19 protein-coding genes and 1 pseudogene (1 of these 20 running past the window's edge) are annotated in these 22,833 nt (G+C 38.3%); 6 read left to right on the forward strand and 14 right to left on the reverse strand.

The window, feature by feature from the left end:
* Window positions 1–120: 120 nt before the first annotated feature.
* Both BK009_RS07890 and BK009_RS07895 read right to left on the reverse strand, forming a co-directional pair.
* Complete coding sequence (locus tag BK009_RS07890) at window positions 121–435, reverse strand: DUF488 family protein, N3 subclade (RefSeq protein WP_157809440.1); 315 nt, start codon at window positions 433–435, stop codon at window positions 121–123.
* A 152-nt stretch (window positions 436–587) separates the two neighbouring features.
* Window positions 588–1,229, reverse strand: coding sequence for a M23 family metallopeptidase (locus BK009_RS07895; RefSeq protein ID WP_157809715.1), 642 nt, complete (start codon window positions 1,227–1,229; stop codon window positions 588–590).
* A 25-nt stretch (window positions 1,230–1,254) separates the two neighbouring features.
* Between BK009_RS07895 and BK009_RS12405 the strand changes: the two genes are divergently transcribed.
* Complete coding sequence (locus BK009_RS12405) at window positions 1,255–1,407, forward strand: hypothetical protein (protein WP_157809716.1); 153 nt, start codon at window positions 1,255–1,257, stop codon at window positions 1,405–1,407.
* A 31-nt stretch (window positions 1,408–1,438) separates the two neighbouring features.
* Here BK009_RS12405 and BK009_RS07900 read toward each other — a convergent pair whose 3' ends face one another.
* The 5 genes from BK009_RS07900 to BK009_RS07920 all read right to left on the reverse strand — a co-directional run bounded on the left by BK009_RS07900 (window position 1,439) and on the right by BK009_RS07920 (window position 7,175).
* Entirely contained in the window at window positions 1,439–1,645 is a 207-nt protein-coding gene (locus BK009_RS07900; protein WP_100905522.1) for a hypothetical protein, read from the reverse strand.
* A 312-nt stretch (window positions 1,646–1,957) separates the two neighbouring features.
* Window positions 1,958–4,126, reverse strand: coding sequence for a catalase/peroxidase HPI (katG, locus tag BK009_RS07905; protein WP_100909348.1), 2,169 nt, complete (start codon window positions 4,124–4,126; stop codon window positions 1,958–1,960).
* A gap of 172 nt (window positions 4,127–4,298) precedes the next feature.
* Window positions 4,299–4,994 carry a hypothetical protein gene (locus BK009_RS07910; RefSeq protein WP_100907199.1) on the reverse strand — a complete coding sequence of 232 codons (696 nt, stop codon included), beginning with the start codon at window positions 4,992–4,994 and terminating at the stop codon, window positions 4,299–4,301.
* Window positions 4,955–5,425, reverse strand: a complete 471-nt coding sequence (locus tag BK009_RS07915; protein ID WP_100907200.1) for a helix-turn-helix domain-containing protein — start codon at window positions 5,423–5,425, stop codon at window positions 4,955–4,957. The genes BK009_RS07910 and BK009_RS07915 overlap by 40 nt, the downstream gene beginning before the upstream one ends.
* A 394-nt stretch (window positions 5,426–5,819) precedes the next feature.
* Window positions 5,820–7,175, reverse strand: a complete 1,356-nt coding sequence (locus tag BK009_RS07920; protein WP_100907050.1) for an AlbA family DNA-binding domain-containing protein — start codon at window positions 7,173–7,175, stop codon at window positions 5,820–5,822.
* Between the two features lie 848 nt (window positions 7,176–8,023).
* On the opposite strand from BK009_RS07920, the gene BK009_RS07925 reads away from it, so the two are divergent.
* Window positions 8,024–8,503 carry a hypothetical protein gene (locus tag BK009_RS07925; protein ID WP_198517198.1) on the forward strand — a complete coding sequence of 160 codons (480 nt, stop codon included), beginning with the start codon at window positions 8,024–8,026 and terminating at the stop codon, window positions 8,501–8,503.
* 149 nt (window positions 8,504–8,652) lie between these two features.
* On the opposite strand, the gene BK009_RS12500 is transcribed toward BK009_RS07925, so the two are convergent.
* Window positions 8,653–8,829, reverse strand: coding sequence for a hypothetical protein (locus BK009_RS12500; protein WP_169032827.1), 177 nt, complete (start codon window positions 8,827–8,829; stop codon window positions 8,653–8,655).
* A gap of 378 nt (window positions 8,830–9,207) precedes the next feature.
* On the opposite strand from BK009_RS12500, the gene BK009_RS07930 reads away from it, so the two are divergent.
* Both BK009_RS07930 and BK009_RS12675 read left to right on the forward strand, forming a co-directional pair.
* Window positions 9,208–10,335 carry an XRE family transcriptional regulator gene (locus BK009_RS07930; RefSeq protein WP_100907051.1) on the forward strand — a complete coding sequence of 376 codons (1,128 nt, stop codon included), beginning with the start codon at window positions 9,208–9,210 and terminating at the stop codon, window positions 10,333–10,335.
* Window positions 10,336–10,340: 5 nt separating this feature from the next.
* Window positions 10,341–10,802 (forward strand): annotated as a pseudogene (locus tag BK009_RS12675) (DUF4411 family protein).
* Between the two features lie 451 nt (window positions 10,803–11,253).
* Here the strand turns inward: BK009_RS12675 and BK009_RS12870 are convergent.
* From BK009_RS12870 to BK009_RS07965, 6 genes are read right to left on the reverse strand one after another with little or no spacing between them, the layout of a single operon-like run.
* Window positions 11,254–11,415: a 3'-5' exonuclease gene (locus BK009_RS12870; protein ID WP_198517200.1), complete on the reverse strand. Its 162-nt coding sequence runs from the start codon at window positions 11,413–11,415 to the stop codon at window positions 11,254–11,256.
* A gap of 31 nt (window positions 11,416–11,446) precedes the next feature.
* Window positions 11,447–12,448 carry an endonuclease NucS domain-containing protein gene (locus BK009_RS07945; RefSeq protein WP_100907053.1) on the reverse strand — a complete coding sequence of 334 codons (1,002 nt, stop codon included), beginning with the start codon at window positions 12,446–12,448 and terminating at the stop codon, window positions 11,447–11,449.
* A 13-nt stretch (window positions 12,449–12,461) separates the two neighbouring features.
* On the reverse strand, window positions 12,462–13,433 hold the full coding sequence (locus BK009_RS07950) for a hypothetical protein (protein ID WP_100907054.1): 972 nt from the start codon (window positions 13,431–13,433) through the stop codon (window positions 12,462–12,464).
* Between the two features lie 54 nt (window positions 13,434–13,487).
* Window positions 13,488–16,379 (reverse strand): type I restriction endonuclease subunit R, encoded by a 2,892-nt coding sequence (locus BK009_RS07955; RefSeq protein ID WP_100909349.1) that lies wholly within the window; start codon window positions 16,377–16,379, stop codon window positions 13,488–13,490.
* A complete protein-coding gene (locus BK009_RS07960) occupies window positions 16,376–17,716 on the reverse strand; it encodes a restriction endonuclease subunit S (RefSeq protein ID WP_100909350.1) in 1,341 nt (446 codons plus the stop codon). The genes BK009_RS07955 and BK009_RS07960 overlap by 4 nt, the downstream gene beginning before the upstream one ends.
* 46 nt (window positions 17,717–17,762) lie before the next feature.
* Complete coding sequence (locus BK009_RS07965; RefSeq protein ID WP_100909351.1) at window positions 17,763–19,784, reverse strand: type I restriction-modification system subunit M; 2,022 nt, start codon at window positions 19,782–19,784, stop codon at window positions 17,763–17,765.
* Window positions 19,785–20,032: 248 nt separating this feature from the next.
* Here BK009_RS07965 and BK009_RS07970 point away from each other — a divergent pair, with 248 nt between their 5' ends.
* Together BK009_RS07970 and BK009_RS07975 are read left to right on the forward strand one after the other, a co-directional pair.
* Window positions 20,033–20,419 (forward strand): DUF2283 domain-containing protein, encoded by a 387-nt coding sequence (locus BK009_RS07970; protein ID WP_100907060.1) that lies wholly within the window; start codon window positions 20,033–20,035, stop codon window positions 20,417–20,419.
* A gap of 294 nt (window positions 20,420–20,713) precedes the next feature.
* Window positions 20,714–22,833 carry the 5' portion of a DUF11 domain-containing protein gene (locus tag BK009_RS07975; protein ID WP_100909352.1) on the forward strand. 1,303 nt of this gene lie beyond the right edge of the window, so the window shows 2,120 of its 3,423 coding nt (coding positions 1–2,120); the start codon lies at window positions 20,714–20,716; the stop codon falls past the right edge of the window.

A 22,833-nucleotide genomic window follows, 5' to 3' on the forward strand; every position in this document is an offset into this window, starting at 1 on the left:
TTGAGGTAGAGAGAGTGATAAGTAATCATACTTACCAACTTCACACCATCTCGATAAAAAAATGAGGAATTCACTGGAAGTGTTTTAAAAATGTGACTGGTTTAAACTACGCCTGTGTTTTTAAAACTGCAACTGTTTTATGCTCTGGAGAGTGGAACATACAAATGTGACAGTTCCTTTCTCTTTTTCAGTATCCCTGATAAGTTTTATAGCAGTTCTCCTCCAGAGTTCCCCAGGATTTTCCCCCCTAACATCAGCTGAGCCCATTAGATCACCCTCATATAATTGGTCAGGATCAGGCGGGGATACGTCTTTAAGCCATAAATCAACTTGAGCTTCTTCTCGGGATAAGTTTTCAGGCCATGATTCATCAATTAAGATTCTGAATCCATCTTCTTCTTCAGGGAGTTGGTATATTCCTTTTATTTTCAACATGTGCATCACTTGTAATGGTTAATTTACCATGATTAAACATGATAATCAATTTAACATTATTAATCATGATATATATAATTAACTGATTTCAAATTCAACATTATCCTGGATCCAGATATAAAGGGTAACTAAAATTAAAAAATAATCGAAGTTTATAAACGAATCCTATCCTCATTTTTAGGAATTCCCTTTTCCACGGTGATCCAGTGTCCATCCTGATATAATTCATATTCCTCAAAACAACAGGGGATACCCTTAGCAGTGGTTGCATCAGGGCCATCCATGAGTTGGAAATGAAGGTGAGGGGCGGTTGAGTTACCAGAATGACCCAAATTCCCTAAAAGATCTTCAGGTTCGATTAAATCACCATTTTCTACTTTTACCGAACCAGTTTTCATATGCCCCAGAAATAGCCATATTCCATCCCATATTCGGTCACCCTGAATTATAACGAAATTACCAGCAATATCCTGGATGCTATGCTTGTGGGGATCAAAAAACCAGGCATTCTTAAAGGCCAATGAAATATCACGGAGTGGCTGCACAGGGTCGCGTTCAGGGTATCCGTCAAGGGCTTCCACTACCCTGCCAGAAATAGGTGCGTAAATAGGTTTTCCATAGGAGTAACAGTCGTTTAAATGCACCCGGCCTAAAACATGATCCAGAGTACTTTTTCTGTGGAATTTAACCGGTTTTTGGGTCCAGTCAACCTGCATGAGGTCGAAAGCATAGGTTGATGCAAAAGAATGAGTACCATGACTGGGAACTTTAGATCCAGGGCTGTTTACGACCATCCATTCACCCTCAAGAGGGGATTTTATGGGTACCGGTTCCATAGTATCTATATCCATGACCCTATCTCATATATGCATAATTTTATCCAGCCAGAACTCATTTCAACCAGAGCCCATAAGTTACACCGGCCCCATCAAGCAAACAGACCCTAAAAGCAGGAGCCCCATGGTTTTTTAGGTTATTTCTAAATATATTTATCAGTATTCATCTATTCAATGGAAGTACATTCCCAGGTTTCGGCTTCAGTATCGATGGTGGCGTATAATTCTGTTTCCACATCATTGAACAGGTCTTCACAACCGAATTCCAGGTCTGCTGATTTTTTAACCGCATACATTCTGCCACGGGCACTCTTGACTACTATATCTCCCTCACGGGTTATTCCTATAACTAATTGTTTGATTTCCTTTGCCATTTTCTTAACTCCTGATAATTTAATTTAATATTGTTACATTTTAAAGTCCATAATTTCCATGGGACCTTTCATGATCTAATATGTAATCAGATTATCAAATATTTTTATGTCGAATTATTACACAAACCTTCCGGGGAATTCTTTTGATCCAGCCTAGATTAAACCTAAATATGGCATTATAAACCCCCTAAGAAAATAAAAAATAAAAAAAAAGAGGATAAAGTAATTTTATCCCCATGGTAACCTTTTCCCGTATTTAAATGGCTGATCAATCCCCTATTTTAGGTTTAATTATGGGGTGTGGCTAGATGATTAGGTCAGGTCGAAACGGTCCAGGGTCATGACCTTGTCCCAGGCCTTTATAAAGTCCTGGACGAACTTCTCCTGGGAGTCTTCACAGGCGTAGACCTCGGCCACTGCCCGGAGCTCGGAGTTGGAACCGAAGATGAGGTCCACCCGGGTGGCGGTCCACTTGAGTCTGCCAGTTGCCCGGTCCCGTCCCTCATATACATCCCCCTCATTTGAGGATGGATTCCATTCGGTTTCCATGTCCAGCAGGTTCACGAAGAAGTCATTGGTGAGTGCTTCGGGCCTTTCAGTGAAGACACCATTCTGGGAACCTTCATAATTGGCATTCAAGACTCGCATACCACCGATGAGAACCGTCATCTCCGGGATGGTCAGGGTCATAAGTTGGGCCTTGTCCACCAGCAACTCTTCGGCTCTGAGTGGGCTTTCTTCTTTTTGATAGTTTCTGAATCCATCAGCGAGGGGTTCGAGAACATCAAATGATTCTGCATCGGTCTCTTCTTCCAGGGCGTCCATACGTCCCGGGGTGAAGGGTACCTTTACATCATGTCCTGCATTTCGGGCTGCCTGTTCAACACCAGCGCAACCCGCCAGGACTATGAGATCAGCCAGGGAGACCTTCTTGTCACTGGTTTGGGCCTGGTTAAATTCCTTCTGGATGTCTTCAAGTATTTTGAGCACGGTGGCTAGCTGGTCTGGTTGGTTAACCTCCCAATCCTTCTGGGGTGCCAGGCGGATGCGGGCACCGTTGGCACCTCCACGGAAATCAGAACCACGGAAGGTGGATGCCGAGGCCCAGGCCGTGTAAACCAGCTCCCTTACTGGGAGATTGGTGGATAGTATCCATTCCTTAAGGGTGGTGATGTCTTCTTGGTTGATTAATTCATGATCAACTGCGGGGATGGGGTCCTGCCAGATGAGATCCTCTTGGGGTACCTCCCCTCCGAGGTAGCGTGTCCTGGGTCCCATGTCACGGTGGGTTAGCTTGAACCAGGCCCTGGCGAATGCATCGGTGAACTCCTCCGGGTTCTCATAGAAGCGCCTGGAGATCTTTTCATAGGCAGGGTCTAACCGTAAAGAGAGGTCGGTGGTTAGCATGCCAGGGGTGCGGCGTTTTTGTGGGTCGTGGGGATCGGGAACAGTATCTTTGCCTGCTTCGCCCTTGGGCTTCCACTGGTAGGCTCCGGCCGGGCTCTTCTCCAGCTCCCATTCAAATTCAAAGAGTATCCGGAAGAAGTTGTTGTCCCACTGGGTGGGGGTGTTGGTCCAGATTACTTCCGGGCCACCGGTGATAGTGTCGTTGCCTTTACCAGTGCCTAGTTTGTTCTTCCAACCCAGGCCCTGTTCCTCGATGGGGGCGGCTTCTGGTTCCGGTCCCACATTCTCCGGGTCACCGGCACCGTGGGTTTTTCCGAAAGCATGGCCACCGGCGATGAGGGCCACGGTTTCCTCATCGTTCATGGCCATCCGGGCGAAACTCTGCCTTATGTCATGGGCCGCGGCTATGGGGTCTGGTTTGCCGTCTGGTCCTTCCGGGTTCACGTAGATCAATCCCATTTCAATGGCTGCCAGTGCTTTTTCCAGTTCCCGTTCACCGGTATGTCGGGTGTCGGTGAGCCATTCAGTTTCGGAGCCCCAGTACACGTCTTTTTCTGCTTCCCAGATGTCTTCACGTCCCCCACCGAATCCGAAGGTTGCAAATCCCATGGATTCCAGGGCCACGTTACCGGCCAGGATCATGAGGTCGGCCCAGGATATTTTCCGGCCGTATTTTTGTTTGATGGGCCAGAGTAACCGGCGGGCCTTGTCCAGGTTGCAGTTGTCTGGCCAGCTGGAAAGGGGTGGGAAGCGCTGGTTACCGTTACTGCCCCCTCCCCGACCATCACTGATACGGTAGGTTCCGGCACTGTGCCAGGCCATACGGATGAATAGCGGCCCGTAGTGGCCGAAGTCCGCTGGCCACCAATCCTGTGAATCAGTCATGAGGTCCTGGAGGTCCTTCTTCACAACCTCCAGGTCCAGGCTCTCAAATTCACGGGCGTAGTTGAAATCCTCATCCATGGGATTGGACTTTGCGCAATGCTGGCGTAGTATGTCCAGGTTCAACTGGTTCGGCCACCAATCAAGGTTCTTCAAGCCACCCCTAATGCTCTTTTCACTTTTTTCATCCATAATTTCCACCCTCTTTTTTTACGTGTGATTCATTTTTTTTAATTGAAAAAAACGTGACCCTGGTGTTTAATGATTCAATTACCCCTGGAAAACATTCCCCCGGAGTAAATGTTGAATTTTTTAATTGTTTCTCACAGTTATTTATGAATTACAATTTTAGGTGTTGACCCTTTTATGTGTTGATGTTTTTGTGGTATGGGAATGTTAGTAATTCTTCCAGGGTCCAGATATGGTCTGTGATTCCTACGGACATCATAGGTGTTCTTTTTTGATATTTTCTCCACAATTTACCATTTAAATGTGTTTTGCAAGGTTTTTTCAGGGAATCGTGTGTTCGTACGAAGTTATGGTCTGTCATTTGTAGTGTGGCGTGGTGTTGGAGCCATTCGTCTTTTTTGGAATATCCTAATGTTTTTCTTGTTAATCTGTTGTTATCTTGTCTTAAAGTCAAATTTTCTCGTTCTATGTAAGAAGTAGAGATGAAACTAAAGTCAATATCTTCTTCCATACCATATATAATGCGTTTTTCAATATTAACCACTTTACTTCCCTCTCGCTCCTTCACTACTTGAGCATATTTTAACTCAGGCAATGGCATTTGTTTCGGTTTTCGTGGACGTCCTCGTTTATCGGTCCTTGAAAACTCCTTTGTATAGCTGTATCTGTCCAATAGTGCTTGTGCGTAGTATTTTCTTCCGTCGGTGACAAATAAAGGTAATTCCTCTTCGTTTATTCGATCACATGTTTGTTTAACAATCTCATCAGCCGCATCTTGAGTCATGGCACCTGCGTAGGCTGCTAGGATTAGTCTGTGTTCAGGTGCGAAGCTTAACCAGATCCATCTTTCATCTTCTGATTCATGCTCCATTCTCGGAACTGTTTTTTTTTAACAAAAGTCCACAACTCATCTAACTCCACTTTATCAACTTTTATGTCTTTCATAAGGACTTTGTTTATTTCTTCGCTGTGTTCAGAAGCTATGCGCAGCCATCTGCGCACAGTATCCAGTTTAACACCTAAAACTTCTGCTGTGCTCCGTAAACTCATGCCTTTTAAAATCATTTTCAAAGCCAAAAAAACTGTCTCTTCATTTGTTCTTAAATCGTGTAATATTGTATTTGAATGTGAAGTGAAACTTTTAGAGCATGTTCGACAAATAAATTTGTGAACAGGACCATTTTTTGTCTGGTAGGTTCCATTACCCACAATATTACCGTTTTCAGTTTTCCCGTAATCTGCACAGCTCTTGTTAGGACAAGCCACATCCACAAAACCAGGTTTAGGACCACGAACACCCATAAAAACACATCCCCTTAAGTATAAATATGGTCCTAACTACTATATAAAACTTCAGTATTTTGAAGGGTCAACACCCAATTTTATTAAAAATTTTTATTTGTGCCGGAAATTTCATTAATTTTATAAGAATTTTTTTGATTTGTACATCGCAATTAATCTAATAACAATAAAAACCAGAATAGATTAACGTTATAATGGAGAAAAACTTTGGAAAAGATTGAAAAATAGGGGTTTTAAGATGTCTGGGAAAATACACATGATTAAAGAAAACAATAAATTCGTGCCGATCTAATCCCGATCTAATCCCGATCTAATCCCGATCTAATCCCGATCTAATCCCGATCTAATCCCGATCTAATCCCGATCTAATCCCGATCTAATCCCGATCTATGCACTAACATAAAACATAATATGAATATCTTCCCCTAGCTTTAAGAGATATTAAGCCTTTATCAACTAAATCTTTTAGATCATTTAAAGCAGCATCTTCTTTGATTTCAGGATTTATTTCTCGGTACTCCCTATTGGTTATCTTTCCATTTTTTATTAAGTACTCCATTGCATTTTGTTGTCTTAAACTTAATTCACGTTTCATAGATTCTGTATATTTATATTTTCGTAGAGTTACAACTAAGCTTCCTGATTTGATCTCAAAGAGCGGCTCGGGTAAACCCTGTTCCAGACAAAAATTGATGATCCTTTGCGTTCCAGTTCCCCATCTTTCTATAAATCCAATTTTAAATAGAGCTCCTGCAATTAGAGGATTTCTACGGATAGAATCATGGGTTTTTTTCAGATCTTCCACTGTTAACGGTTCAGGCAGAGGTCCACAACCCCATATCTCCATTCTGTCGTCAAATATGCGTAGTTGAACATTAGAATTAATTCTGTAATCCCTGTGGCAGATTGCATTGGTAATTGCTTCTCTTATTGATTCAATAGGATATTCAAACTCTTCAACACGCTCTGATCCCTCTATCCTCGCACTTCTTCGGATATGTTTTTCTGCAAACCGCAACGCATCATCTCTCTGATCAATGATAGTGCCATTAAAATCATGCATATCCTCAAATTCAACTGTGTCAACACCTTTGAATTTTCCACATTGCGTAAATGCCTGTAAAACAAATTTTTGAGGGTTTTTTCCAAAAAGTAGAATAGCAGCATTAGTTAATTTTCCATCTCTTAGAAGATCAAGCCGGGATAAGGCTTCTTCTACAGGAGATTTAGGATCTAAATCTAAATTTCTTTTAAGGACTGCGAGTTTTAGAAAATCAGTCAATTTGTTCCTATCAACATCTTCGAAACTTGCTTCGGTAACTGCCTGTTCATCCCAGGAGGTAACTCTATGTTCAGTAGTGATCAGGTTTCTAATTTCAGTTGAAGAAAGTTTCTGGTTCGTCCTTCCAACCCTTATATAAGCTTTATCTCTGTAGAAAACGGGTTTTGAAGTGCTTTCTGAGACTTCAATGGAAATTACTGTTTTATCATCTTGTTCAAAGTAATCAATGAAGGGGAATATCTTAGGGTCAGTTTCTCTTCTTATATTATTTGCAAGCCTTTCTAGAGTATTTGTCCCAATATCGACCCCAACAACATCACGATCATTATTTACACCCACTAAGATCGTTCCACCTCTTTTATTGGAAAAAGCAGATATTGTTTTCAATATCTCGCCTATTTCAGATAGGGACGTCTTGAATTCCACATTTTCCTTTTCATCATCTTCAAGAAGTGCAAAAATCCCCATTTATTATCCCTCGATAATGATATTGAATTTTAATGCTCTAACTGGTTTTAGATTCAAATCAGAACCATTTAAACAGGTTACTTGATATTATTATTAATACTCGAATTTGATATGATTTACCCTAGAACATTTGAGAAGTAATATAAAATTAAATAGTTACTATTAATTTTTAGGTTATAGTAGTTACAAAAGCGTTAATTGTTTTGTGACATTCTTAATAATAAAAACAAAAATAGTTTAATCGCCCCAATAATTGTACAGGTCGAAGGTGAAATACACCCCCAATCAGGATAACATTACTCCTCATGAGGATATGCAGAAATTAAGTTTTAAACCATCACCGCCAAGAACAGACCAGGGAAAGTAAAATAAAAATCAGGACCTATAACTGCAATCCGGTGATACATCCTTAATGCTTGTTTTTTTGGCAGCCCGTTCTCTAAATGCCGTGATAATTTTTATAGTATTATTTTCATGGAACCAATTACATCTATTTAGTACCATAAACTGTATTGCAAAATTACAATATACCTATTGCAGTTTTACAATTTATAATATACAAATCCAAATAAAAGTAATATTATATATTTCATAACTGTTTTTATAGTTAATGAGGATTTCCAATATTCAAAATCAGAGAAAAAAATAAGGACACTAGGGCTTTAAATCTATGAATAAGAAAAATTTTGATACCAAAATTAATCACAGAACAGTTAGTTATGCAGTTTTTTGTATGGTTTCTGGTTTAGATTAGTTTGACCAATCCAACACATATAATGATTAAAATTTATATCATGACAAATGTATAACAGATAAATATAGCATGATAAAAGCGTTAAGTGATATTAATGGCCGTTTTACTTTCGATTAAACCAAAATATGTCGGTGAGATCCTGAATGAAAACAAAAGATATGAGTTCAGGAAATCAATATTTAAGCGACATGATGTTTCAACAGCTTATATCTATTCAACCAACCCCATTAAAAAATTAATTGGTAAATTTACCATAGGTGAAATAATAGAAGACCATCCCCAAACATTATGGCAAAATTTGAGTAACTTTGCAGGCATAGAACAGGATGAATTTTTTAACTATTTCCAAGATCGAGAAACGGGGTTTGCAATAGAAATTATGGATTTAGAAGTTTTTGAAAGTCCAGTTGAACTTAAAGATTTAATTCCCAATTTTGTACCTCCCCAATCCTTTTATTATATTGATGAAGATATTTTTAAGACACATTTAAACCCAAAAAATGGGCAGGAAGAACAATTAGCCAATATAGATTTAATAGTAAGTAAACTGACCCTAAATTTATCAAAGCTATGATAAATTCATTATTAGAATGATTCTAAAAACTATTTTGAATAACTTAGATCAAAAGGATAGGGAAAATAATGTGACTGTAAAATGCAGGGGTTACTGCTAGTTTTTACTTGTAAAAAAAAGGGATAGAATAGATTTAAAATTTTAGATTTCTATCTGTTAGAGGGGACACCAAAGTACGTTCGGTAAGCACCGCCTATTATCCAGATTACTAAAGCTATAACTACACCATATTTCCAATCATAAAGACCAAATATTCCTCCAAGCAAAATTAAAAGTCCTATTACTCCCAATATATACAAAACAAAGTTTTTTTGGTTGTTGTCCATTATTTTATCTCCCTAAATTTATCTTTATACTATATACTATGCTCTTCATTTCTTAATATTGTTACGATTAATAGTTGCGGAGGGATTTCCAATAAAACAAGGATGGAAACTATTGTTGAATTGTCGGACATCTTGTTTATTCTATGTTACATGCTGAGTAAGATTCTTTTAATTTGTGAACCCACAGGACCCAGATGAACAGTTTCCGTCATGTAGTTTTCACATAGCCGGGGTCCATATGGATCTAATCCCGATCTAATTTGAGTTCCAGTTCCCCATCTTCTTTTTAAAAACATAAAATCTAATTACTTATACAATACAAATTAATATTTACTAACAGACCCCATATAATATTATAAAGATAAATGAGGTATTTTTATGCGAACTCCTAAGGCTACAGGCACTAATCACAACATTCTGCAGTGGGCACGAAAAAATGCAGGATACAGTGCCAGTGAAGTCGCCAAAAAGATGGATAAGAAAACTGAAGTTATAACTTCCTGGGAAAATGGAGAGGATGTGCCTACCTTTAAACAGCTCAGTAAATTGAGTAAGATCTACCATTACCCCAGTGCGTTTTTCTTTGCTGAGGAAGTTCCTGAAGATGAACCTTTACCTTCTGATTACCGTACCATGCCTGATAGGAATATAGAAAATTTTCCCGAAATAATATTTGAAATTAAAGATGCTCAAGAAAGAAGAGAGATTGCACTAGAACTAACACAAAAGTTAGATATTCCTCTTCCTGAATTTGATTTAGAATGTTCTCTTGATGATGATCCTGAAGACATAGCATTTAAGATACGTGAATATTTAGACGTAACCATTGAAGAACAATTAAAATGGAAAAAGGACAAATACACCGCTTTGAATAATTGGAAAACTATTTTAGAATCCAAAGGTATTTTAATCTTCCAATTTACTGGAATATCTCCCCAGGAAATTAGAGCATATGCCATTGACCAGCGGCCTCTGCCTGTTATTGGAATAAATACTGGAGACGATCCCAGAGCCCGGAATTTTTCAATATTTCATGAATTAGCTCATATAATTACAGGCACGAGTGGTGTCTGTGACCTGAATGATCGCCATAAAAAGATTGAAAGATTTTGCGATGAAGTTGCTGCCAAATTCTTAGTTCCTCCTTCTAAATTACTGGAAATGGATGAGGTTAGAAATCATGAAGGTTTGTACTGGGAAGATGAGGATTTAAGATCACTTGGAAACAAATTTGGAGTCAGTAGAGAAGTAATTCTGATATCCCTGGTTAAATTAGGAAAATCAACTTGGAATATTTATAAACAGATTAAAGAAACATGGGCCAGTGAATCCGATGAAGATGGAGAACACAAAATTCCTTATTATATCAAAGTGAAAAGCTGGAATGGTGATTATTACACAGGATTAGTCTTGCAAGCATATCACAATAAATTGATTAACAGACTCGATCTTTCTAGTTACATGGGAAATATCAAACTGGAACATATCGCCAAAATGGAGAGTTAATCTTGGTGGTTTATTGTATTGACACCAGTGCCTTAATTGATGGCTGGAAAGATTATCCTCCTGAGACTTTTGGTGTTTGGAATAATATTAATGATCTGATCAGTGCAGACCAGTTAACATCCCCGTACCACGTCCGGGATGAGTTGGAAGTGGGTGGTGATGACTTATTTACATGGTGTAAGGAAAAAGACTTTTTCTGCAGTCCAACTGGTGAAACTCCACGTATTGTTACTGAAATGTTAACTAATTTTCCAGATTTTAGGCCTAAAAAGACACCGAAAGTTGATTGGGCTGATCCATGAGTAATTGCTATTGCCATTGAAAATGGATACACGGTTATTTCCCATGAAACAAGGAAACAGTTACAGGAGAAAACATATTATATTCCAGATATATGTGATGACTATGATGTTGAGCACGTTACTTTTTTAGAATTAATTAAAAAGGAAGGTTGGACTTTTTTTTAAAGTTATATGGTTTTAAAATAGGGGACAGTCAAAAATTGATGAACCAAAAACAGTGTTGATTTTTTACTTCAGATGGTAGATGGCATAATACCTGTTGAAGTAAGTTTTGGAGAGAAGACTAAAACCCAAATTACCAGAACAATTACCAGATATAAATCTGAATATGGAATTGTAATCTCAAATAAAACAAGTAAAATAAAGAGATGGTAAAGTAATTTTTATTCCTTTGGTAATGTTTTCTTTATTTAAAGAGGTTTGATAAACCCCTATTTTAACGAAAATTAACCAGATAAAGTAAACATCATCTAAATATTTCATTTCCAAATAACGCTTGGGTAATGTGGGGCCTAATTCTTGAATGAAATGAGATACAATTGTTTCTGCTTGTCCCCTTACAAATTTGGATTTAATTCCCATTGTATAAGAAAGTGGAGCCGGTAGTTTTAAAAAGCTAGAAAGCAGTAAAATGTTTCCTAGTTCGTGTTATACCCACATAAAACAATCTTCTTTGTTCTTCTACAAACCGTTTTAGATCTTCACCCGAAAGGCCAGTTTCCCTATAAGGCATTAAACCATCTACACATCCACAAATTACCACAAGATCAGCTGTCATATTAAGTGGTTTTCAATTCATAGAAATTTGATTAAGAATATTTCTCGTATGCTTGTTTAATTAAAGTCATAAAGTAATTCAGATCATGATCGGGACTTATAGTGATTCTATAATCTCCATTTCCACGGTGGCCTTTTTCTGAGACATCTTCTGCAATGCATTCTGGATCATTCAGCTCTCCTTTCTTTAAATTGAGTACAATTTTAATGTCTTTTTGATATATTTCTGCATAAATGAAATTTGCATTTGAAACACTGGATACAAATGCTATATACCATTTTTTAGGTTTTACTCTGATTTTATTATCTAAATTTAAAACATTTTGGCTAATTTTGGCATATAAATCTTTAATATCATCTGGAACTGTTCTGAGATGATAATCTTCGGTGCTTCTTTTTTCGGAAGATTGTTTGGATTTTTTCTCTCGATAAATCATGAATTGTTTAGCTTCGGGTAAAGGTACAATAATATTGGGTGTAACTACTATCTTTTCGTCTACTTCATAAGCCTCAAATTTCACACATGTTATGTCAACACCTACATCTCTTAGCCAAAGGACAGCTGCTAAAGTTTCCTCTTTGAATTCGTTTGCTACTAAAATTATTCGAGGTTGATCATCTAAATCCTGAAACTCATCATTTGTAATGAATTCCCTAATTTCAATGTCTGCTTCTTCTTGTGATTTGTTGGTAAATTCTGCCCGAATATCTACCACATCCTCAAATGTGTGGGTAGAAAAGAATGCGGCGTAGTGAATCGCTTGTAAATCAACAAATTTTTCAGCAGTATCACGCTTTAATTCAATGATTACTAATTTACCTTCCCTATCAATGGCAAGTATATCTAATCTTTTACTTGTTTTATCATAATCGGCATATTCTGTGGTAATTGTAAGTAGTTCCTCTCCAAGGATCTCTGGATGCTTGGCAATCCATTCTTCCATATGTGTCCTTTCCCAAACACCCATTTCAGAGAACTTGGCTTTATCAATTAGTTTTTCTAACTCTTTCTCTTGATTTATCAATAAAATCATTGTGCCCCTCTTTTTAAAGTTTATTCAGTATTTTACTTATTATTTCCGAATATTTTGAATCTCTCAACCGATAATCCTCTTTAATGTCCATATAAGCTGTGAAAGTCCATGTTAACATTTGTCTAAGTGAACCACTGTTTTTATAACCTAAAAATTGTGACACTGACATGCCCTGATCTTTCCCAGGTAACCCCTTTTCTTCCCATTTTTCTCTTAATTCTTGTTGAGAAACTCTGCAGGAAGGATCATCAACGAAAAATTGTAAAAACACTTTTAATTGTTCGAATCTTCCCGGATTGTTTATTTTCCTATTTTTAAGCAATTTATATAGTTCTTTTTCAAGTTTAGGAAGTTCCCAATGGGGAATATCTGCGTAGTAATTTCTAGGGCCACCCGTAGTAGATTTTTCTTCACCAACTATTCTTTCCACAAAAATAAAATTTTCGTTATCTGCTGGAAATCTAAAAATTTTAACAGCCACTATTTTTTCTTCTTCGTTCCGATTTGAGTTTTCTTCCAGAATATCATGAAGCACCTCATCAGAAAATGATTGAGCACATAGTGCACCTCTAATTTTAGCTTTAGGATTGATGAATTTCTCACCAACCATGTTTTTTGCCCTTTGAATTAGATCAGCCCTATACTCATTGTTTATATCTTTTTCAACAGCATCAATATAACTTGTAAGCTGTTTAACATTATCTGTACTGTTTGAATAGACTTTTAATTCAAAAATCCAGATTTCATATTTATTAATGTTTGGATCCCAGATCAAACATGTTAGATCAGTTATCCCAGACCTAAGCTTGAGTCTAAGCATGTCTTGTCTTCCAATAATGTAAACTGGCACCAATCCTTCTGGAGAATCTTGAGAAACAGCTAAAACCAAAGGATTGCCAAAAATAAAACCTTCTAGATAAGACTCTCTTTCAAAATCAATATTCTCCCCTAAAAAACTTGAAGATGTTCTCATTAAATATGCCATTCAAATCTCCCCCGTTTTACTTTAGTCAATCCACGTACCTAACATCATAGAACTTCATTTTTTCTCAAAGCCCTCATAAAGCAAATCAAACAAAGCAACCTTCAATTTATCCCTCAATTTCTCATTATCCACAACGCGCTTATAGAAATCCATATTACTTTTCAAAAGTCCAGTCATTTCCTGGTTGAAATATTTATCAAAAACTGCCCGCACATTCTCCGGAGAATTGTGCTCCATCTTCTTAACCAATTCTTCATTCCCCAGGAGATTGTCCTTCACTCTTTCAAGGAAGACACGGTCATCATCTGTGAAGTCAGTGCCAAATGCATCGTTAAGATCATGAATAATCTGTGATAACCTGGCCTTTTCCTCTTCTCTGAAACCTGTATCTCCACTAGAAGGTGGTTTTAATCCTTCACCACCATTCAAATCAAAATATGCTTCACCTTTATCCACTACCTTGTATGAATCCATATCCACATCCTCAAGAACACTGAAAGGTAAAGGACCATTAATGGTTGGAAGCTTCTTAATCAAGTATTTGTTAAAGATAAAGAGTTTTTCCAGGTTCACATCACTGAAGGGCATTAACTGGGATAAAAACGAATAAATATTCTGGTATCTGCGCAGAGCCTTCTTAAAACCAACCTGACTTTCATCTTCCAGCACGATAAATTCCTTTTTAACCTGATCCAAAATGTAATGAAGTTCTGGCTGCTGGGAACCCTTCATATAGGCATTGACAAATTCATCAACTTCACCCATGTCAAATATCCGATAATCAAGGAGTTTATCCTGCAATTCATACAGCTTATGTGGATCCGTACCTTCTTCGAGGTAGGTGGCCTTGTAGTATGGTTCAAATGATTTTAAAATGGTATCTGTTTCATTGGCAAAGTCCAGGATGAGTGTGTCACTCTTTTTATCAGCGATCCTGTTTACTCTGCTTAGGGTTTGAACTGCGGCTACACCGTTTAATGATTTATCCACGTACATGGTGTGCAGGAGTGGCTGGTCAAATCCGGTTTGATATTTGTTGGCCACGATTAAAATCCGGTAAGGGTCCTCCACAAAGGCGTTTTCAATGGTTTTGTTCTTGGGAAGGTCGTTCATGGAGTTTTCAGTGTAACTTTTCTCATCATGCTTAACCTCACCGGTGAATGCCACCAGGGTCTTGATGGGATAACCACTTTTTTTGATGTACTTATCAAATTCCTGTTTATAGAGTACTGCATGTAATCTGGATCTGGTGACCAGCATGGCCCGTGCTTGGCCTTTGATCTTGTTTCGGGTGGAGTTCATGAAGTGGTCAACCATGATCTCTGTTTTAAGGCGGATGGCATGGCGATGTTCCTCCACGAATTTCCTGAGAACCCTTTTGGCCTTCCTCTCCTCAAACTCAGGATCATCCTCAATGGTCTTAACCAGATTGAAATAGGTCTGATAAGTTAAATAATACTTTAAAACATCCAGTATGAAACCTTCTTTTATGGCCTGTTCCATGGTGTACTTGTGAAATGGCCAGAATTCACCATATTTGTTCATGGTTCCGAACATTTCCAGGGTTTTACCCTTGGGTGTGGCGGTGAAGGCAAAGAAGCTGATATTTTGCAGGTTACGGAAGGATTCAATTTCCCTTAAAAGTTCTTCCTCCACATCATCATCCACATCGTCCAGGAGTTCAGCTTCTTCCAGGCTGTTGGTGGTGAGTATCTGTTTCATCTTCCTTGATAGGGTCCCAGTCTGGCTGCTGTGTGCTTCATCAATTATAACTGCATAGTTCCGGAGCTCCATGTCCCGCACTTCCTCCAGAATGAAGGGGAATTTGTGGAGGGTGGTAACCACGATGTTGCTCCCGGTCTGGAGGGCTTCACCTAACTGTTTGGAATCCTTATCAATAACTTCAACAGTTCCTCTCCTCTTTTCAATGGCTTTAACCTGTTCCTGTAATTGTTTATCAATCACTTTCCGGTCTGAAACCACAATGACCATATCGTAGACTCGTTCATCGCAGGGGTTGAACTTCTTGATGAGTCCATGGGCCAGCCAGGCAATAGTCTTACTCTTACCACTACCAGCGCTGTGTTCTATGAGATAATTCTTCCCAGGCTTGCAGTCTGCCAGTAGCAGGTTCACACAGTCCAGCTGATGATACCTGGGGAAAATAGGAGTTTCTTTCTTGGTTTTTTCATCTGTTTCTATGTAGATGAAGTTGGATATGAGTTTGGAGAGTTTGTTCACCTGCAGGATGTCGTTGTAGAGGTAGCAGGTTTTGTAGTCTCTGCGGACTTCCGGGTTTTCCAGTCCCTTGTTGAAGGGTAAAAACCGGGTTTGGGATCCTGCCAGTTTAGTGGCCATGTAGATCTTCTGGTCACTCATGGCAAAATGAACCAGGCAGCGTTGGAATAACTTCTCACGAGGATCACGATCCTCCTTGTACTGTTTCATGGCATTTTCCACACCCTGACTGAAACTATCCTTCAATTCAATGGTCAAAATAGGAAGACCATTAATGAAAATCACCAGATCGATGCGGTTACCACTTTCACGGTCCTGATACTCCAGTTCATCAATAACTGAGAAAATATTAGAAGAAAACTTATCAAAAAGGTCCGGGTTCCGGTTATTATTGGGTTGAGGATAAAAAATGTCAAAATAGGCACCTGCATCCCGGAATCCATTCCTGAGAACATGGATGGTGCCTTTATTATCAATCTCGTTAACCAGACGGTAGAAGAACTTCTCTTCGGCTTTCTCACCATACACCCGTTTAAACTTGTCCCATTCATCAGGCTGAGTACTCATAACAAACTGGAGAGTTAACTCAGGGTCTAAACAGGTTGCCTTATTATAATTCCGGATACTATTTCGACGAACATAACCCGTACTTTCCAGATGATTGATAATATCGTTCTGGAATTGTTTTTCAGTGGTGTCTGTACTCACACTGCCACCTCCCGAACATCCACCTTACCTGTAACCACGTGATGAATGAGGGATTTTTTGTATTCTTCGAGGAGTTTAATTTTTTGTTGTATTTTTTTGATTGTAAAGTCAATTTTCATAGTTTCTTCATCAAGTTTACCAATAATTCGTTTTTGTTCATTGATAGGAGGTTTTAATATTATAAAATTCCCAGTTTGGGTTTGATTGAATATTCCTATGGTTGATGAATTTGATAGACTAATAATTAAATTTTTCATCCCATATAAATAATATAAACCATATTTAGACATTATTTTATCTTGATAAAATTCTATGGCATTGATTTGTTGATTAGAAGTACCTTCATCAATACTTAACCCTACTTTACCTAAAGTAGCCCCAATTCCTACTAATAAAATACTAAATGGTTTGTATTTTACAACTTTATTATCTATTATAGCTGATTTGCTGATTCTTTTAGAAGAATTTGTTAAAACTAAATTATTGCCTAAATCCCCCGGAGTAAACCAATTCAATTCTTCTTTATCATAATACTCTTCTCGCTCTGATGGTGGCGTTTTACCGGTTAATATTCTTAATGAAACATGTTTTATTTTTGATATTTCCCAATCTTCAGGTATCTCGCCGATCCATTCCACCCCTGAATCCTTCATCTTCACCGTGGGGTCCAGGCCCTTGGTCACCACATGATTTATCAGGGCAGTTCTTTTTTCCTTGAGAAGTTCAATAAGACGAGTCTCTTTTTCAATTGTTAAATCGATTTCTGAGGTTTTTTTATCTAGAAATGTTGATATTTTTTCCTGTTCTTCTAGGGAAGGAACCATTAAATAAGAGTTTTTTATTGGATAAGTACTAATTCCAAATCTTGTAACTCCATTAGCAGAAATAACAAACTGATCATTAATTTGTTTACTTTCAAGAAGTCTAAACAAATAATCTCCTTGCATTTCATCATTTGGTCTGATTAATGCCAAATGATAACCACAAACAACATTATCTAAATCCTCTGTGACTAAAGCAGGAACTGCTATATCATCAGCTGTTTCAGAGTCTTTGGTTATTATTACGTCACCTTTATGTAATGAAAGCTTATTAATTTGCTCAAAACTTGCTGTTGCTTTCATGAAGTCTAAATTTTGAATAATGAATTCATTATTGTAAACATCAGTATAATTGCAAAGTAAAACATCTGCTTCGGATGGTTTGCTCTTTTTATCAACATTGCTTATCTTTACATCAGTTATGTGTTTAATTTTACTACAATTCCATTCTTTTGGAATCTCACCAATCCATTCCACTCCAGAATCCTTATACTCAGGATAATGTTTGAGATTCAATTAAAATCCCCCTTTTTGATCAACCTTTTTTCTAAAAAGGTTGGGATTAAGTTTCATCCAAGTCCTCCTTAATGAGTTCCTGGATTTCTGCTGTAACCTTTTTTATATCATTTTCAATCTCTTCTAAGGATCTCGGCGGTTGGTACTGGTAGAAGTACTGGGTGAAGTTTATCTCATAACCTATCTTGTCCTTCTTACGGTCCATCCATGCATCAGGATAGTAAGGCAGGACTTCCCTCTGGAAATATTCATCAATATCTTTCTTTAGAGGAATTTTTTCTGTGTCCCTGAGCTTTCCATCGGGCTTATTATTTCCTTTAGCATCAGTCACATAATCTGCAGTATCATCATGCTCGGATAAAGCCATTATAATATTTTTTATAAACGCTGGTGAGAGTTGGAATTGTTTCAGGGCTTTTTTTACTCTTTTTTCGAATTCATCCCAGTTCTGGTATGGTTTGTCAATTCTTTGGAGGGCTTGAGTGATCTCATCCTGCACCTGTTTTCCCTCATTTTCTTCCAGGAGTTTGGTCTCAGGATCTTTACTCTTGCTCACTGCTAACTTGCTAAAGGCATTGACAGCGTGAAGATTCTCCAGTCTTTCTTCAGTTACCTCAAAGTTCAACTGCAATGGTCTTTCCACAGTAACCTTAGTGTAGCCGAAGTCCTCCTTATCAAAGACTTTAATCACATCATTCTCATCAAATTTACAATAAAGATCTAAAATATTTTCAATATCATCATCACTGAGCTGGTGTCTCTTGTTTCCCAGGCTCTTCCGCATTTTTATGTACTTCTTGGAGGCATCCACCAGCTGGATTTTACCTTTCCGTTCTTCTGGTTTCTGGTTGGTCAAGACCCAGATGTAAGTCCTGATACCAGTGTTGTAGAATAACTGGTCTGGAAGTCCTATTATGGCTTCCAGGTAATCGTTTTCAATAATCCATTTCCGGATGTTGCTCTCTCCAGATCCTGCGTCTCCCGTGAAAAGTGGTGAACCATTGGTGATCACTGCTATCCTGGATTTTTCATCCTTCTTCATCTTGGAAAGCATGTGTTCCAGAAATAACAGTTGGCCATCGTTAATTCTGGGCAGCCCTGCTCCGAATCTCCCCTCGAATCCCTGTTCAGCTTCTTTTACCACGGCTTCTTTATCCTGTTCCCATTTACGGCCATAGGGTGGATTGGAGATCATGAAGTCGAATCTGTCATCTGGAAGCTGGTCCTCAGATAAGGTACTGGAGGGTCCCTTGATGTTATCAGAGATTTCTCCCTTAATGAGCATGTCCGCCTTGCAGATAGCATAAATCTCCTGATTGATTTCCTGACCGTATAAAACCACGTCTGCTGTGGTGTTAAATTCCCTTATGAAATTCTCACAACTGGTGAGCATTCCCCCGGTTCCACAGGCCGGGTCATATATTTTTATAATCAGGTTAGGGTCATTGAGATGAATACCATTCTCAATGAAAATAAGACTGGTCATTAACTTAACCACATCCCGTGGTGTGAAGTGCTCCCCTGCCTCTTCATTGGATTGTTCTGAGAATTTCCGTATTAATTCCTCGAATATGGTTCCCATCTCATGGTTGGAAACCTTGTCCGGATGTAAATCCACCCGGGATTCTGAGAATTTCTTAATGAGTAAAAATAACAGGTTGGCCTTGGACAGGCGGCTGATATGGTTTTTAATGTAGAAGTTTTCAAATATGTCCTGAATGTTGGGGCTGAAACTGTCCAGATAATGCATCAGGTTCTCTTCAATATGATCCGGATCCTGAATAAGGGATTTGAAATCATATTTAGAATAATTGTAAAACCCTAATTCATTACCATCCTTATCCACTGCAGCTCTACTGAGGATGGGTTCCAGATTACCAATGGTATCCTTATAATTATTGTAATTGTCAAGAACATCCTTTTTAGAATATTCCAGCACACTGTCAAATCTTTTAAGAACAGTAAAAGGAAGAATAACTTTCTGGTATTCGTTTCGCTTGTATGCTCCCCGTAATAGGTCTGCTAAATCCCATATGAATGTTACTTTTTCTTGGAAGTTGTTGCTCATAGTTTCCCCTGATAGACAATATTGATAATCACTTTATCAGAGTTTATCTTAAAAGTTGCTATTTAGTCTGGAAAAACAGGCAATAAACCATTTATTTATTTATTAAATATGGGTTTAAAAAGTAATACTAACATGTGGAATCCAAATAAATCTATTAAAGAAGATATTATCATTGTTATCTTACCGGTAGATCATGAAAAGAAATTATTAAAGTTGTAACTATCATAATAGAATAATTAAGGTGAATCATGACCAAAAAAAGTTTAGAAAAGCAGTTCCTCATGGAACAGGACTACGATTACCAGGCAGATTCTTTGCTGTTATACATTAAAAAGGATTACAATTACAAAAGGTCAGTACGCCTTGATGATGATATTATTTTAGATTTTGATGAAAACGATGCTCCTGTAGCATTGGAGCTTTTAAATGCTTCCCGACACCTTCAAGTTTCTAAATCTTCACTCATTCAACCCATAGGGTTGGATATTAATATTGGTATTGGAGAAAGAATAATAAAATTGGAAGCCCATTTCTCAGTTTCAGTTCACCAGAATGATATCCCAAGATCATTAAACAGTCAAATAGCCAATAAAACCAACTTATCCTCTAATGAAGTTCATTTTGCAACTGCATAAATTAACAGACATCTTTTAATTAGGATAAAACTGCAAATCCTGATTTTTATCTAAAATTTTTATCTAAACCATTTTTTTTAAAATAAAAAATTCAGGTATTTAATTTTATATTGGAAAATAATTATTAATTCTCAACAATATCCACTTACATTATGAAAATTGAATATAAACCTTTCTATTATTTTGTTAAGTGAATACTTTATATCAATAGATATGCTATAATATCTGTGTAATCTGTTTATCAAGCATAAGGGAGGTGAAACGATAAAAAAGCAAGCGATTACATTCAGATATTTGATTCCTTTACTGCTCATAACCTTATCCGTGATATTTTTTGCTGGTACTGTTTCTGCTGCAGATGAAGCTATTTTTGTGAATGGTTCATCTGGACTGGATACCAATGATGGTTATTCATGGAGTACTGCTAAATTAACCATCCAAAATGCAACAGGAACCGTAAACTCTAACGGAGTAGTGACTATTGCCGATGGGGTTTACTCAGGAACCGGCAACACCAACATCACCATTGACCGGAACATGACCATACAGGGCCTGAGCGAGACCGGAACCATACTAAACGGAACCGGCACTAACTGGATATTCAACATAACCGCAGGTGTCAATGTCACCCTGCAAAGTCTTACTATAACCAATGCCACTGCAGGAACATTCGGGGCCATTAACAATAATGGTAATTTGACTGTGGAGAACTGCACATTCACCCATAACAAGGAAACATCTAATCTGGTAATGAGTTATGGTGGTGGTGCTATTCGTAATTCAGCAGAGTATGGCACTATTATCGTTAATCTGACCAATTGTACCTTCGAGTATAACCATGCAGCTAGAAGTGGTGCTGCAGTTTTGAACTATTGTGATGTTGCTGGTAATTATGTAATCAGTACGGTGATTAACTGTACCTTCAATAATAACACTGCAGATATCCATGCCACTTTCTACAATGCTGCCTTCGGAGGTGATATTATTAGTGAGATTGCTAACTGTACCTTCACTAATAACACTGCGGGAATTGGTGGTGGGGGTGCTGTAGCGAATTTTGCAAGTTATAGTTCAGTTAAATCTACCATTACAGATTGTAACTTCATTAATAACCATGCAGATGTTGGAGGTGCTATTTACAGTTATGCGAATACCCAGGTGAATTTCATTACTTGTAATGTGACTAACAGCAACTTCATCAACAACACGGCCATAAATGGTGGTGCCATAACCATAACCCGGTTATCAGGCATTCTTAATTTAACAGCCCATTTCAACCGAATTGTTGGAAACATGGCAACTACCGGTAGTGCAATTTTCAATTATGGTGGAAATGTAAATGCCACTGGTAACTGGTGGAGTTCCAATGCCGATCCATCTGGCCAGATATTTGGACTAGTGGATTACTCACCATGGCTTTTCATGACCATCAATGCCACTCCAGAGACCATCAACAACACCCAGACCAGTTTAATCACGGTGAGTTTAAACAACTACAGCACTGATGGTAGTTCTTCCAGCCCATTAGACCCTAATCTTGGCCATATACCAGATGGTGTTCCCGTTACCTTCAGTTTAATTGACGGACCCCTGGGAACTCTGGGATCACAAACCGGATTTATCAATGGTACTGCTAGCATTATATTCACTGCAAATGCCGTTGGAGTTCAACAAGCAAATGCAACAATCGATAACGAAAACAGAACCGCAACCATCACCATCAATCCCAGTGGACATGTGAACATCACTAAAACAGCTGATAACTATACACCGAATTACTGGGATGGGGTTACATTTACCATCACCGCACGTAATGAAGGGCCTGACGATGTGGAAGGTCTTGAAATCACCGACATCTTACCAAATGGTTTGACACTAATTTCTGCAGATACCCATGGTTTCGGAAGCTACAATTCAGGCATCTGGAACATAGGAAATCTAGCCAATGGCACAACAGCAATCTTAACCCTATTTGTGAATGCCACCAGCACTGGAACTTTCACCAACTGGGCAAATGTAACAGCACAAACCACCTATGACCCCGAACCATGGTCCCAGGACAACACCATCATAACTGTTCCCTCCGCTGCTGATATCGCTGTTGAAAAATCATTCTACGACTATGAAGGAGATTATGAGATTACCAGTGCCAATTACTGGGATGTTATCTCCACACGGATACTTGTAACCAACAATGGACCTGACACTGCCACTAACGTGGTTATATCGGATATTTTTGGTTCAGGCCTCAGCTTCGCGGACGAATGGTGGGTTAAATGGGATATTAATGACTGGTATTGGAACTTGAATGATGCTTCCTTTGATCCAGCAACAATGACTTGGACCATTCCATCACTACCTGCGGGTCAGACCGCAGCCCTGGATATAATGACCAACCTCACCAGTACCGGCAC

Source organism: Methanobacterium subterraneum, assembly GCF_002813695.1.
GTDB classification, from domain to species: domain Archaea; phylum Methanobacteriota; class Methanobacteria; order Methanobacteriales; family Methanobacteriaceae; genus Methanobacterium; species Methanobacterium subterraneum.